At 46.2% G+C, this 13602-nt stretch carries 10 protein-coding genes; 3 read left to right on the plus strand and 7 right to left on the minus strand.

The window, feature by feature from the left end; genetic code table 11:
• The first annotated feature begins 51 nt into the window (after positions 1 to 51).
• The 3 genes from BUC01_RS01445 to BUC01_RS01455 all read left to right on the plus strand — a co-directional run bounded on the left by BUC01_RS01445 (position 52) and on the right by BUC01_RS01455 (position 5070).
• Positions 52 to 903: a metal ABC transporter ATP-binding protein gene (locus BUC01_RS01445; protein WP_073312487.1), complete on the plus strand. Its 852-nt coding sequence runs from the start codon at positions 52 to 54 to the stop codon at positions 901 to 903.
• A 139-nt stretch (positions 904 to 1042) separates the two neighbouring features.
• The gene (locus tag BUC01_RS01450; protein WP_025833194.1) at positions 1043 to 4387 is read left to right on the plus strand and encodes a protein O-mannosyl-transferase family; all 3345 of its coding nucleotides are present in this window, start codon (positions 1043 to 1045) and stop codon (positions 4385 to 4387) included.
• A 68-nt stretch (positions 4388 to 4455) separates the two neighbouring features.
• The gene (locus tag BUC01_RS01455; protein ID WP_073312488.1) at positions 4456 to 5070 is read left to right on the plus strand and encodes a polysaccharide deacetylase family protein; all 615 of its coding nucleotides are present in this window, start codon (positions 4456 to 4458) and stop codon (positions 5068 to 5070) included.
• Between the two features lie 93 nt (positions 5071 to 5163).
• Here BUC01_RS01455 and BUC01_RS01460 read toward each other — a convergent pair whose 3' ends face one another.
• The 7 genes from BUC01_RS01460 to BUC01_RS01490 form a co-directional block, all read right to left on the minus strand.
• Positions 5164 to 5727 carry a hypothetical protein gene (locus BUC01_RS01460; RefSeq protein WP_073312489.1) on the minus strand — a complete coding sequence of 188 codons (564 nt, stop codon included), beginning with the start codon at positions 5725 to 5727 and terminating at the stop codon, positions 5164 to 5166.
• An 8-nt stretch (positions 5728 to 5735) separates the two neighbouring features.
• Entirely contained in the window at positions 5736 to 6128 is a 393-nt protein-coding gene (locus BUC01_RS01465) for a hypothetical protein (protein ID WP_025833191.1), read from the minus strand.
• A gap of 21 nt (positions 6129 to 6149) precedes the next feature.
• Positions 6150 to 7148, minus strand: a complete 999-nt coding sequence (locus tag BUC01_RS01470; protein WP_025833189.1) for an RHS repeat domain-containing protein — start codon at positions 7146 to 7148, stop codon at positions 6150 to 6152.
• A 6-nt stretch (positions 7149 to 7154) separates the two neighbouring features.
• Positions 7155 to 7709, minus strand: a complete 555-nt coding sequence (locus BUC01_RS01475; protein ID WP_073312490.1) for a hypothetical protein — start codon at positions 7707 to 7709, stop codon at positions 7155 to 7157.
• Between the two features lie 372 nt (positions 7710 to 8081).
• Positions 8082 to 11276 (minus strand): Lcl C-terminal domain-containing protein, encoded by a 3195-nt coding sequence (locus tag BUC01_RS01480; protein WP_073312491.1) that lies wholly within the window; start codon positions 11274 to 11276, stop codon positions 8082 to 8084.
• A 29-nt stretch (positions 11277 to 11305) separates the two neighbouring features.
• Positions 11306 to 12625 carry a PEGA domain-containing protein gene (locus tag BUC01_RS01485; RefSeq protein WP_025833181.1) on the minus strand — a complete coding sequence of 440 codons (1320 nt, stop codon included), beginning with the start codon at positions 12623 to 12625 and terminating at the stop codon, positions 11306 to 11308.
• A gap of 33 nt (positions 12626 to 12658) precedes the next feature.
• Complete coding sequence (locus BUC01_RS01490) at positions 12659 to 13240, minus strand: hypothetical protein (RefSeq protein ID WP_025833179.1); 582 nt, start codon at positions 13238 to 13240, stop codon at positions 12659 to 12661.
• Between the last annotated feature and the right edge of the window lie 362 nt (positions 13241 to 13602).

Genomic DNA, 13602 nt, shown 5'->3' on the forward strand with positions numbered 1-13602 from the left:
TATATAGTTCCTTCGTCCACAGTATCAATGAACAGTAAAAACAAGGAAGCAATGAGCACGCCCCTTATTGAAATAAAGAATCTCAGTGCCGGCTACGACAGCCGTACCGTGTTGCGTGATGTGAACCTAACCGTTTACGACCGTGACTTTCTGGGCATTATCGGTCCCAATGGCGGTGGAAAAACAACTCTTATCAAATGTATCCTCGGCTTGCTGAAACCCACAGCCGGAGAAATCTTGTATAGAGTTACGACAGCCCCGAACAACAACCCTGCCCCCCTCGTCGACAGCGCAGCCAACCCTCAATTCTCAACTCTCAACTCTCAATTCTCCATGGGTTATCTGCCTCAGTACAATAGTATCGACCGCAAGTTCCCCATTACTGTGGAAGAAGTTATTCTTTCAGGCCTCAGTTCGCAGAAATCACTGATTTCCCGTTTCACCGCATCACACCGTGAGAAAGCCCGCCAGGTCATCGCCCGCATGGGACTGGAAGGGCTGGAAGACCGCGCCATCGGTGCACTGAGTGGCGGACAACTGCAACGCGCCTTGTTGGGACGCGCCATCATCTCCGACCCCGAGCTGGTAGTCCTCGACGAACCCAGCACCTACATCGACAAGCGCTTCGAAGCCCGCCTTTACGAACTTCTGGCAGAGATTAACCACGACTGCGCCATCATCCTCGTCAGCCACGACATAGGCACCGTGTTGCAACAAGTGAAGTCCATAGCCTGCGTAAACGAGACATTGGATTATCATCCCGACACGGGCGTAAGTGAAGAATGGCTGGAACGTAACTTCAACTGTCCGATAGAATTATTGGGACACGGAGCACTGCCGCATCGCATACTGGCGGAACATAAACATGGCGAGGGATGTGGGTGCTGCCACTGCGAACACTAAAAAATCAATGTATATCTTTTAACCTATCCTAATAAATACCCTTCGCCGCCATAGTTTTAGCGGTTAAATCACTATATTTGCGCCCGTATACGCTAAAATACAGAGTTATAACTTAAAAAACATAACGAATTATTTCCGAATGAAACAGTACAGAACCGTAAACAACCTCGTGGGTTGGATTACTTTCATCATTGCAGCCACGGTCTACTGCATGACCATAGAACCGACTGCAAGTTTTTGGGACTGCCCGGAGTTCATCACTACCGGCTATAAATTGGAAGTAGGACACCCGCCCGGAGCACCTTTCTTCATGTTGGTGGCAAACCTGTTCTCACAATTTGCCTCAGACCCCAGCACAGTAGCCAAGATGGTGAACTACATGAGTGCACTGATGAGCGGCGCTTGTATTCTGTTCCTCTTCTGGAGCATCACGCACCTGGTGCGCAAACTCGTCATTACCGACGAAAACAATATCACCCGCGGACAACTGATTACCGTTATGGGCAGCGGTCTGGTAGGTGCATTGGCTTATACATTCAGTGATACATTCTGGTTCAGTGCCGTAGAAGGTGAAGTTTACGCTTTCTCTTCCCTGTTCACCGCCGTTGTATTCTGGCTGATACTGAAATGGGAAGATGTGGCGGACGAACCGCACAGCGACCGTTGGCTCATCCTCATCGCTTACCTCACGGGACTCAGTATCGGTGTCCACCTGCTGAACTTGCTTTGTCTGCCCGCCATCGTGCTGGTTTACTATTATAAAAAGGTGCCCAATGCAAATGCAAAAGGTTCATTGCTGGCATTGCTGGCTTCCGGTATTCTGGTGGCTGTCGTACTCTACGGCATGGTTCCGGGTATCGTGAAAGTAGGCGGATGGTTCGAACTTCTCTTCGTGAACACACTGGGAATGGCTTTCAACAGCGGTGTGATGGTTTATATCATCGTACTGGCAACCTCCATCATCTGGGGAATATATGAAAGCTATACGGAAAAGAGCAAGATGCGTATGGCCATCTCTTTCGTGCTGACTATCGCCCTGTTGGGTATCCCCTTCTACGGCCACGGAGCGAGTGCTGTAACAATTGGTATCACAGTCATCGTCCTCCTGCTGGTTTACCTCAGCCCGAGAATGCAGGAAACCATGAAAGAGAAACACCGCGTGTCGGCACGCACACTGAACACTGCATTGTTGTGTACCATGATGATCGTGATCGGATATTCCTCTTATGCCATCATCGTCATCCGCTCCACCGCCAACACGCCGATGGACCAGAACTCCCCTGAAGACATCTTCACCCTGGGCGAATATCTGGGACGTGAGCAATACGGAACCCGCCCGCTCTTCTACGGACAGGCATTCTCTTCCAAAGTTGCCCTCGACGTGAAAAACGGCTACTGCGAACCGCGTATCTCCTACAACGGAACCAAGTATATCCGTAAGGAAAAAGCCACTCCCGACGAAAAGGACAGCTACATCGAAATCCCCGGACGTATCGAATACGAATACGCTCAGAATATGCTCTTCCCGCGTATGTACAGCTCTCAGCATACCAATGAGTATCATGCCTGGGTAGACATCAAAGGCACTGACATCCCTTACGATCAGTGCGGGACAATGGTCATGGTGAACATGCCTACGCAATGGGAAAACATCAAGTTCTTCTTCTCTTATCAGCTCAACTGGATGTACTGGCGCTACTTCATGTGGAACTTTGCCGGACGCCAGAACGACCTGCAAGGCAGCGGAGAGATAGAACACGGCAACTGGATCACAGGCATTCCGTTCATCGACAACTGGCTGGTGGGCGACCAGAGCCTGTTGCCGCAGGAACTGCAAAATAACAAGGGACACAACGTCTTCTACTGTCTGCCTCTGTTGCTCGGTATCATCGGTCTGTTGTGGCAGGCATATCGCGGACAGAAAGGCATCCAGCAGTTCTGGGTAGTGTTCTTCCTGTTCTTCATGACGGGTATCGCCATCGTGCTCTACCTGAACCAAACGCCGACACAGCCGCGCGAACGTGACTATGCGTATGCGGGTTCGTTCTATGCTTTCGCCATCTGGATAGGTATGGGTGTGGCAGGCATCATCCGCCTGTTGCAGCACTATGCCAAGATGAAGGAACTTCCGGCTGCAACCCTCGTATCCGCCCTCTGCCTCCTCGTCCCCATACAAATGGCAAGCCAGACTTGGGACGACCACGACCGCAGCGGCCGTTATCTGGCGCGTGACTTCGGGCAGAATTATCTGATGTCCCTGCAAGAGACGGGTAATCCTGTCATCTTCACCAATGGTGACAACGATACATTCCCCTTGTGGTACAACCAGGAGACGGAAGGTTTCCGTACCGATGCCCGTACTTGTAACCTCAGTTACCTGCAAACGGACTGGTACATCGACCAGATGAAACGTCCCGCCTACGACTCTCCGTCACTGCCCATCACCTGGGACCGCATGGAGTATGTGGAGGGAACAAACGAGTACATCCCCATACAAGCCGACTACAAGAAGAGCATCGACGCCCTCTATGCCGAAGCCGAAAAGCAGGCACTGAACGGTAATCCGGAGGCTTTGGTCAATGTGAAGAAAGAGTTCGGAGAAAACCCGTACGAATTGCAGAACATCCTGAAATACTGGGTGCGCAGCAAGAATGAAGACCTCAAGGTAATCCCGACGGACAGCATCGTACTGAAAGTAGATAAGGAAGCCGTACGACGCAGCGGTATGATGATACCGGGCGACAGCATCCCCGACTATATGCACATCTCACTGAAAGGCAAACGCGCCCTCTACAAGAGTGAACTGATGATGCTCGAAATGCTGGCGGAAGCCAACTGGGAACGCCCCATTTACATGGCTGTCAGCGTAGGTACGGAAAATCACCTCAACATGGGCAACCACTTCGTCCAGGAAGGCCTGACCTACCGCTTCACTCCATTCGATACCGAGAAGACCGGCGTCAAACTGGACAGCGAAAAGATGTACGACAACCTGATGAACAAGTTCAAGTTCGGCGGCATCGACAAGCCGGGCATCTACATTGATGAAAATGCCATGCGCATGTGCTACTCTCACCGCCGCATCTTCTCGCAACTCGTCAGCCAGCTGATACGCGAAGGCAAGAATGACAAGGCAAAGAAAGCGCTGGAGTATGCAGAGAAGATGATTCCTGCCTACAACGTGCCTTACGACTGGCAGAACGGCGCCGTACAAATGGCGGAAGCCTACTATCAGCTGGGCGAAACGGAGAAGGCGGACAACATCATGAAAGCACTTGCCGACAAGGCTGTGGAATACCTCACCTGGTATCTGAGCCTGGATGACAAATGCTTCGCCATGTCCAGCCGTGAAATCATCGACTATCATCTGCCTATCCTCAGCGCAGAAGTGAAGCTTATGCAGAAGTATAATTCCAAACAGGCTTCGGTATACGATGACAAGCTGAACGAATTGTATCAAATGTGCGTCGACCGCATGAAATAACCCATATCAAGAAACCGATGATTAATGCAGCCATGCACTAATCATCGGTTTATTTTTAATCAGACACAATGTTTATAGAACAGCCTCCCGAGTTTGTCCGAAAACTATATCCCGGTGCAATCTGGCGAATGGATCCGAATGAAAAAGCCGTCTATCTGACTTTTGACGATGGTCCTATCCCCGAAGTCACCCCATGGGTACTTGATTTATTGGACAAACACAACATCAAAGCCACCTTCTTTATGGTGGGAGACAATATACGCAAGCATCCTGATGTATATCAAATGGTAGTGGATGGCGGCCACCGCATCGGCAACCATACGTTCAACCATATCCGAGGGTTCGAATACCTGTCCGCTAATTACCTTGCCAACACGGACAAGGCAAATGAAGTGATGAAAACAGACCTCTTCCGTCCGCCGCACGGACATATGCGCTGGGGACAGTATTTCACCCTGAAACGGCACTATAAGATAGTAATGTGGGATTTGGTGACACGTGATTACAGCAAGAAGCTGCGCGGACCGCAGGTGCTTGCCAATGTGATGCGGTATGCACGGAACGGGTCCATCATCACTTTCCATGATTCGCTGAAGTCCTGGAACAACGGTAACCTGCAATATGCATTGCCGCGGGCACTGGATTTCCTGAAGGAAGAAGGATACGAGTTTAAGTTGCTATAAGGACTTATACAAATGACAAAAGCCAGAGGTTTATATGATTCATCACATAATCCTCTGGCTTTTCTTTTACTTATACTACTTTATAATATATATTCAACGCTTTATATAATGCGGACAGTTAGCAGGATTAAAGCTATTACATTCAACTTCCTTTCCCTCATATTCACTCTCCTTCAAGCACACACGCCTGCCTGCTCCTCTAATCTCACAATGGTAGCAGTCATCACGAGTCACTTTCCTACTTCCCCCTTTACTACTACTTCCTCCCAGGAAATAGAACATGATGTAAAGTACAAGCAGAAGCAATAAAAACATTATAATCCACATTGCCAGCTGCAAAGCAAGAGATGTAAGCAAGAGACAAAAGAAACCATACCCAATCTTTGCTCCAATACTCAACGTCTTCCCTTTGAAGTTGGGTAAAATCTTCATTACCATAGCAGCCAAAATAGCCACAGCACCAATGCCTGCCACCCAGTTCTGGGCAGTCTTCCCGGTAGTGAGCATCTGTACAAGAAACAATACAACGCCCACACCTATAGCCACCTTCAGTGCCATAATGAATCCTTGGCCCGCCAACGGCTGGTAACCTTCTTTTCCAAAGATCTTGGCATCGAGCTTATCAATCCAGGAACTTACTTTATCTAATATCTTCATATCGTTTTTTACTTAATGCTGTCAAACAACCACTTTCCATTCTCATTCACTACTCTGACACGCATCCGATACTCTTTTTCACCAACATGAATCTTAAAAGATGCGTCTTTCATCGAACCGTCAGCAGCATAGTCCGAAACTTTTAAAAATTCCACGCTTGCACCTTTAAACCGTTTCTTCTGATAATCTACAGTCTCTTGCGTCCAGTCTTTCAATAGCCCGTGTTGGTATTCAGTCGCATACTCCTGCACATCAGGTAAAGTTCCTTTCACATAATTATTTATAGCCAAAGTTGCCACTCCTTCCGGAGTATTCTCTACCGAAGCGGAACAAGCCACAAATGCAGCACACACCATTACCAAACATCCCAATAAACCGAATAAAAAATCTTTCTGTTTCATACTATTTTCTTTTTAATGAATTTAGTTTTCAAAATAAGCAATCGTGCGGGAATCGTAAGTCACCTGTTCGCCTTGCACTCTTTTTCTGTCGATCCAGTTGCCCTGTTCATCATAAGTATATTCCATTGTTACAGGTGTACCGTCAGCATAACGCTTTTCCTGATTTTGTGCTTGGGGCTCAGGATAGGTACATACGGAAGAGATTACCTCAACAGGATTTTGATGATCATCGGGAGTGTACTTGAAAACACGTTCCTGTTTCAAATAATGTTTCTTTCCGTCATGCGTATAAGAGGATTGTACCTGCTCCAGCATAAAATCATTCTTGTCATACTTGTACTCTTTCTTTTCCTTCTCTTTCCCGGTGTCCGGTTTTTTGTTTCCGGGAATTTCAGGAGCATACTGGCACTCTTCCGTAATGTTTCCACGGCCATCGTATTTATAACCGAAGCGTAAAATCCGGCTGACTTTACCCATAAAGTAATCCGTTTGTTCCAGAATATTGCCTGCGGCATCACATTTGTATTCCGTAGCATTTTTCTCGTCATCATTCATATAGCTTTTTGTCAGCAGTCCCTTTTCATTATAAATAAAATGGTTGGTACTGTAAAGCTTGCTCACACGTTTTCCGTTGTCATAAGCATTGTTGTATTTTTCCAATGCCGTCATATTGCCATTTCCGTCATACACCTCTTTCGTTTCCAGAGAACCGTCCATGTTGCTGTAACGACTGACAGATAGCAGCTTGCCATCTTCACCATAAGTGTATTCAACCAACAGTTTTTCTTCCGTATCCATATCCATCCCCTCTTCCACATGCGATTCGCTAAGCAGATAGCCCGCCTCGTTGAAGACATACAGAGTCCCTTCTCCCAAACCGGAGATAGCCTTGAGAGATTTCACTTTTCCCACAAGCCCCATTTCCTCACGATCACATTTCTTTTCCTTCTTCACCACTCCACCACCGCATGCCGACAGCAATACGATGCCACAAAAAGCAATTAAACCTATCTTTTTCATATCATTTTAATAATTAAGTTCATTATGCATCACAGGTATATTCGTCAACTGAAGTTGATCTTTCTCCAAAGTGGTGTTTATCCCCCGGCAGAAGACAATCACCTTCGTGAGTAAATCTATCGGTTCTTCCACAGGAATAGACACCAGGCACTTCACGGGAGTATCTCTGGGTAGGAAACATTGCGCCACATCTCCCTGCTGACCACCGAATTTAAAGGTTATGCCGCGTTTATAGACATTCCCTTCGGGGTCGAAAGCCATGCTTTCTCCATCATCAGCTTCCAGCTGCAAAGCAAACTCCAACTGGCTTTGATTTATTATCAGCAAACTGATCTTTACAAAATCTCCCGACTGTTCACAGTCCCGGAGTTCTACTTTCACTTCCGGATCAGGAGAAGTGACTTTGGTTGCAGACACATCTCTCCTACCGTCACTACTGCCGGCGGGAGAAAGGAGTTCACGCTCAACGGCCTTGCCCAGTTTCTTCAGGAATGACTGGGCATACATGGTATGCGTTGAGCAAACAAGTAACATACAAACTATCAAAATTTTATTCTTCATACTAATGTATATTTAGGAGATTAATAACGTAAAAGTTTAATCATAAGTATTGACTGCAAAAGCAGTTACTGATTCCGGAGTATTTTCTACCAAACCTGAACAAGCTGAAAATAAGCAACATCCCATCATGAGAAGCCCTAACAAACCTAACACAAAGTTTTTATGTACCATAGCATCTAATATTTTGACCTCCAAGTCCCCAAAGGTCTGTTAATAAATTCACAAAAAGAATACATAGAATTGCATGAGCTTTATCATTGAATGACAAGAATAAGGCACAATGTACTCTTGTAAGTACTCATATCCGGTAAATAAAGAGATGTGTTACTAAACAGATAATGAATGTAACACATCTTGTTTGCAGCAGAACAATCAGTCCGTTACAGCTCGGACGGAAAATCCAATCGCCCGTGCCAGAAATTTAGTACCTTCAGCCGTATCACTAAAAAATAAGCAATAGGCATTACCTGTAGAGAAGCTATAGACTCTACTTGACCAATACCTTCCTTCTGTTCCATAATTATTTATTAAATTATAACTTCGGTTTCCGGCAGCAGGAAGAAATATAGTATTCCCATTCGGTCCTGTCACCAAGAGACCGTTCACTCCATTCTGGTTCGTCCAAAACAGTGTACATTGCGATAGAAGTTCATTGATTTGTTCCAAAGTGGGCAAACGCCAGTTTCCTCCCCACTTTACATGGGCTATATCATATTGGGTACCACTTATATCTTCGGGAGTATTCACTATATCAGGCTCATAATAATCACTCCACATACCTGTATATCCCCAGCAATAGTACCCTCCATTATCTTCCGGTTTACTTGCACCTATATTCATATCCGCCCATTTCACGCTTAAGCCTAAATCAACAGCTTCACCTACCGGAAATTCATCTTTCGTGATAAACTCAAGCTTGTCACCATAGACTGTCCCCCCCTTACTGTTTATCGCATAGGCACGAACATAATATTGAGAATTGGGTACTAAATCACTAAGATCGGCTTCTATTCCATTTCCTCCTGCTACGGATACAATCTTACTGTCATCCGTTGTAGGAGTTTTCAGATAACTATAACAGAAACCCTTTTCGACAATAGCAAGTCCCTCATTCGACGTTATGCTGGAAGATACAGATGCCCCTGTACCGGAAATACCGCTTATAGAAGTTTCGCCAACAGTTACGAAATCAGAAACCGGACGCACTGAAAATCCGCTAGTGCAATCATCATCTCCCATACGCCCATCTGTCATACAGTAAGCTTCATAAGTATAGCCATGGGAAGACGAAGAACCTGTTCCAGTCCAATAATAAGAATATATTCCCTGAAACACTATTTTTGTCCCTTCACGCGACCCGCCATTAGGCAAGAAAATAGAATTCCCGTTAGGTCCTGTAAATTCTAACCCAGAGATACCATTACGCGTAGCGGTAGTCTTGATACACTTATTTAGCAGTTCTTCCATTTCCGCTTTCGTAGGCATTCGCCAGCTATCACCCCACTTGGCCTGTGCAATGTCATATTCCGTACCGCTAATTTCGCCTCCGGCACTAACGCCCGGACCATTTCCAGTAGCCGTCCCCGTTGGATCTCCCCAACCATACAAACCTCCATATTCCTCAACAGAAGAAGCACCTACATTCCAGCTGGCCCACTTCACACTCAGTCCGAGATCAATCGGTTCACCCGCTTTTTCCGAAGGAGTGACAAAGCTTGTCACCTTCCCATAATGGTAACCACGGGCATTTTTCACATATCCACGGACGTAACATTTCAAATTAGAGGATAATCCTTCTATGGCAGCCGCAATAAGACTTCCTTCTGCAACAGAAGTTACGTGTTTATCGGCATAAGTTGGGTCAGGGTTCGTTGCACTATAGCAGATTCCTTTCTCCAATATCTCTCTTCCGGCATCAGAAAGTATCTCAGCGGAAGCTGTGGCAGACGTCTGGGTAATATCCGATACAAAAGTATTACCGATTGTAACTCCTTTTTGGGTGGTAAACTCACTCACCGCTCCATAATAAGTACCTTTTTCATTGACAACATACGCGCAAATGTAATATTTCGTATTAGCCGTCAAACCGGCCAGATTTGCTGCAATATCATTTCCCTGCTTAGAAGAAACCTTCTTTGTATCGGCCACAGTGGGAACCGCATTGGCAGAACTATAACAAAAGCCCTTCTCTGTAATAGCGAGGTGGTCACTTGTTGTCAGAATTTCAGCAGATGCTGACGCATCGGTATCTGTTATGTCACTAACGATAGTTTCTCCTATATCAACGGCAGTGGTGAACTCCGCTACCTCTCCATAACCGGTTCCTTTACTGTTTGTAGCATAAGAGCGGATGTAATAGGTGGTGCCTGACTCTAAGTTCGTCAACACGACACTGTATGCCGCCGTAGTTCCGGGCACCACAATCTTGCTGTTCTCTATGATAGGCTCTTCAACCGTTTTACTCAGACAGAAACCTTTCTCCGTGACTTCGCTACCATTCTCAGAGATTACGACTGAAGCAGCTTTGGCTGTAGTAGGTTTCACTTCCGTCACTGTGGTCACATCCAAGTCCGGGAAATTAAGTGGTGTTTCATAAGTAAACGTCTCGCTGTACCCTGTTCCCAATGCATTGGTTGCATAAGCGCGAATGTAGTAAGTGGTCACCGGCTTTAATTCATCAATAAGAAGGGAGAATGTCTCATCATCCCCTTCCACCACTTTCTTTATATGCGCTGTGGTAGGTTCTTCATTTTCCGTACTCCAGCAGAAGCCTTTCTCCTGAATGGGCATTTCTCCGTTACTGACAACCGAAGATTCTACCGTAACACTAAGAGGAGTGGAATTTACTTCGGTTATGGCAGCCAATATCGGAATCGTTGCAGCCTTTGTCTGCACAGTCATTGTTTCGCCATATCCCACTCCTATGCTGTTGACTGCATAAGCCCGTACCAGATAAGTTTTCAACGGCTCCAAGCCTTTTATCTTAGAAGTGAAGACCAGTTGCTCCAAAGGCACATTGGCCATATTATCAGCTATCGTAGGTTCTTTTTCATCATCGCTTTCGGAAAGTTTCCAGCAAAAGCCCCGTACGGTAATCTCACTGCCGCCTTCATCTTTTAGGGTTGTAGAGAGCGTAATACTCTGTTCGTCTACCGCCTCAAGAACCAGACTGTTAAATAACGGAGCACTGTTCGCTATCGTAGTGAAAGTCTTGACTTCTCCCTTAGCGATGCTACGACCGCTGCTGGCATACGTGCAATAATAATAAGTAGTGCCCGGAGTCAGGTTCTGCAAAGAAACCGTAAAGGACGCAGCCTCTTCCGCTGCAATCTTTACTTCCTCATACTCGGCCATACTCTGTATGGTAGAATACAGAATACCACACTCTTTTACAAGAATGCCCTCTGACTTTTGTACGCTTCCGGACAACGTAGCCCCCACACGATAAATTTCCGACGCCTCACCCGTGCTCAACTTCGGGGCAAAATTTGTCGGTTCAGTATCTTTCTCACAACCCGCCGCCAACAACAGCAGTATACCTCCTATAATATATTTTAGTTTATTCATCTCTGAACGTTTTGATTAGCAATTATGAATCAGAAAAAGAAGCCGAGGCCGGCGCTGAGCTCATGATATTTGAAGCCGACCGTCTGAAAGCCTACGGAAACAGCGAACTTCCCCAGTCTGCCGATGGCTCCAACCTCGGCGGCAATGCCCGAAGCCGAATGGTCCGTGTTCTTCACCAGTTCGTCTTCCACCGTTTCCCAAGCCAGTGTACGGTTGCCGTAGCCCGCACCCACATAAGCGTAAAGCGGTTTGGCAAGGCGACGCATATATCCAGCCGTAACGGACATACGGGCCTTTTTCGTCACACCCTCTTTATAATAAGGTATACCCGTTCCGCCGCTGGTCAGCTCGCCTGTATCATCACATTCCAGCTCGGTGGAAGCCGAACCGAAGTCACTGCGGAAACGAATATAAGCTCCATTCGTTCCGACAAAGCCGACCATACCGCCAAAAGAGGTTTGTGAAGGATGATAACCCGCTTCCAACATCACAAGCGTACGGCGGGGCTCTTTAGGTTTGATGGTAGAAACCATACGGAAAGTATGAGTGGTGGTGGCTCCGGCCGATACGCTCAACAGGGTATCCATCTGGAAGAAAAAGTCTTTCTCCACCCTGATATGATAGGAACGCAACGGCAGGCGGTCACTCTTATAAGGAGTCTGCCCCACAAGTGCGCTATCAATATAAACTTTAGCATCCTGTTCGGGCAGAGAGAAGACTTCCAGATAGCCGAAACGGGGTTTCAGGGTCACACTCATTATCTTCTGCTCACTTCCCAAATCTATCACTCCGGCATCGGAAGCATACATGGGCGCCTCCACCCGGTAAGTATGAGTCCCTTTCTTCATGGTTGCAGTGAACAGTCCGTTTTCCGTCGGAACTTTCTCATCATCAATATAGATGTCTGCCGTTGCAGGTTCGGGACGCATGACAAGAAGCTGCGTATTGGTATCTACAGCAACTTGCCGCGAACCGTCATCCACCTGAATCTTCATTTCATAGACCGTTCCTTTGTCGATGATATCCGGATAAAAGTAGTTACGGAGCACTCCGAACTTATCGTGCATAATGGAGATGCGCCTCGCACCACGAGGAACGTAGAGCCATATTTCTCCCGTCTTGTTTTCGCGCGCCGCAATGCCCAGTGCGTCGGGTTCGAACATAAGGTCCTTAATTGTGGTAACGATACGGATAAGCGCGCATACTTCTCCGTTCTGATCTTTACGGGGGGCTGTGACACGAGCCGTAATATCTGTCTCCATACGGTTGAACGAAGTCACTTGAATTTTATCCTGCGCCTTTATCCCCACTCCTATACAAAGGAGGATTCCGATTAGGATTGCTTTCATGATTCTCATAATATTCTTTTAATTTAATACAGTTCACCTATTCATCATCTTTCTCAGCTTCTCATGTTCTACGGTCACCAGTTCCCGATCCAGCTTGATGTGGTGGCATCCGCCCCGCTTGCCCGTGATATCATAAAACTTCATCCGCGAAGGCCCCGCCACCTTGAGCAGCCTGTTGCGGATAATGGAACAAGCCTCGTAAATGCTATTACTCATCGGGTCTACCAGATTACCGAGTATCTGCTTGATCTTGTCCGCTTCAATATTCTTCTTCATCACAATCTGATAGATATTATACAACTCCTGCAAGTAAGCACGCATCCCCTTAAAATTCACTCCTTCGGGATGAATCAGGAAAAGCAGGAACACGGTCTTGGGCAGGCAAGGCATCTTCACTTCCTGGTCCGAATAATCAAGAAGAAAAATGCGCGTTTCTTTATCAATGTGAACACGGCTTACCACCCCATCGGTAAAGTAATTTAAACAAGACTTCCCCTGTAAAATAGAATGCAACAATTTTATGATCTCATCATCACCCGAGAAATCATTATTCTTAATAAGATCTATCAAGAAACGCCTTGCCGTGTGATAGGATATATGTGCTTTATCGTTCATTATTTCCATCTATTATTACAGTTCCAAAATTAAGTTAATTACCTTTACAGCTTCATTTGCAACAAGGTTGTTTACAAAAAAAATATTACCTTGTTTTACTCCATAAACAGCTTATATAGCTTGTACACCCACTAAAAGCACCTTTTTATAATAAAGGACAAAAACAAGGTAAAAGGACATTTCCTACCTTCTATACCCGAAATGAGGAAAAGGTAACAGGGAAAATGGAAAAAAGTAATGCAGAAGCGCTCGTCCCAATAAAGAGGCTGTAGTGTACTGAATAAGTTGACACTTCTTAATCCACTAAAAAAGATGGAAAAAGGAAAAAAGAAGTACAACTTGTACAGCGATTCAGATCGAAT

The organism is Bacteroides stercorirosoris, assembly GCF_900142015.1.
Taxonomy (GTDB): Bacteria; Bacteroidota; Bacteroidia; order Bacteroidales; family Bacteroidaceae; genus Bacteroides; species Bacteroides stercorirosoris.

What these genes read in the sequence shown, in the direction of transcription:
- BUC01_RS01460 (WP_073312489.1), bottom strand. Translation starts at nt 5,727, where the DNA reads ATGAAGATATTAGATAAAGTAAGTTCCTGGATTGATAAGCTCGATGCC.
- BUC01_RS01485 (WP_025833181.1), bottom strand. Translation starts at nt 12,625, where the DNA reads ATGAAAGCAATCCTAATCGGAATCCTCCTTTGTATAGGAGTGGGGATA.
- BUC01_RS01465 (WP_025833191.1), bottom strand. Translation starts at nt 6,128, where the DNA reads ATGAAACAGAAAGATTTTTTATTCGGTTTATTGGGATGTTTGGTAATG.
- BUC01_RS01470 (WP_025833189.1), bottom strand. Translation starts at nt 7,148, where the DNA reads ATGAAAAAGATAGGTTTAATTGCTTTTTGTGGCATCGTATTGCTGTCG.
- BUC01_RS01480 (WP_073312491.1), bottom strand. Translation starts at nt 11,276, where the DNA reads ATGAATAAACTAAAATATATTATAGGAGGTATACTGCTGTTGTTGGCG.
- BUC01_RS01490 (WP_025833179.1), bottom strand. Translation starts at nt 13,240, where the DNA reads ATGAACGATAAAGCACATATATCCTATCACACGGCAAGGCGTTTCTTG.
- BUC01_RS01450 (WP_025833194.1), top strand. Translation starts at nt 1,043, where the DNA reads ATGAAACAGTACAGAACCGTAAACAACCTCGTGGGTTGGATTACTTTC.
- BUC01_RS01475 (WP_073312490.1), bottom strand. Translation starts at nt 7,709, where the DNA reads ATGAAGAATAAAATTTTGATAGTTTGTATGTTACTTGTTTGCTCAACG.
- BUC01_RS01445 (WP_073312487.1), top strand. Translation starts at nt 52, where the DNA reads ATGAGCACGCCCCTTATTGAAATAAAGAATCTCAGTGCCGGCTACGAC.
- BUC01_RS01455 (WP_073312488.1), top strand. Translation starts at nt 4,456, where the DNA reads ATGTTTATAGAACAGCCTCCCGAGTTTGTCCGAAAACTATATCCCGGT.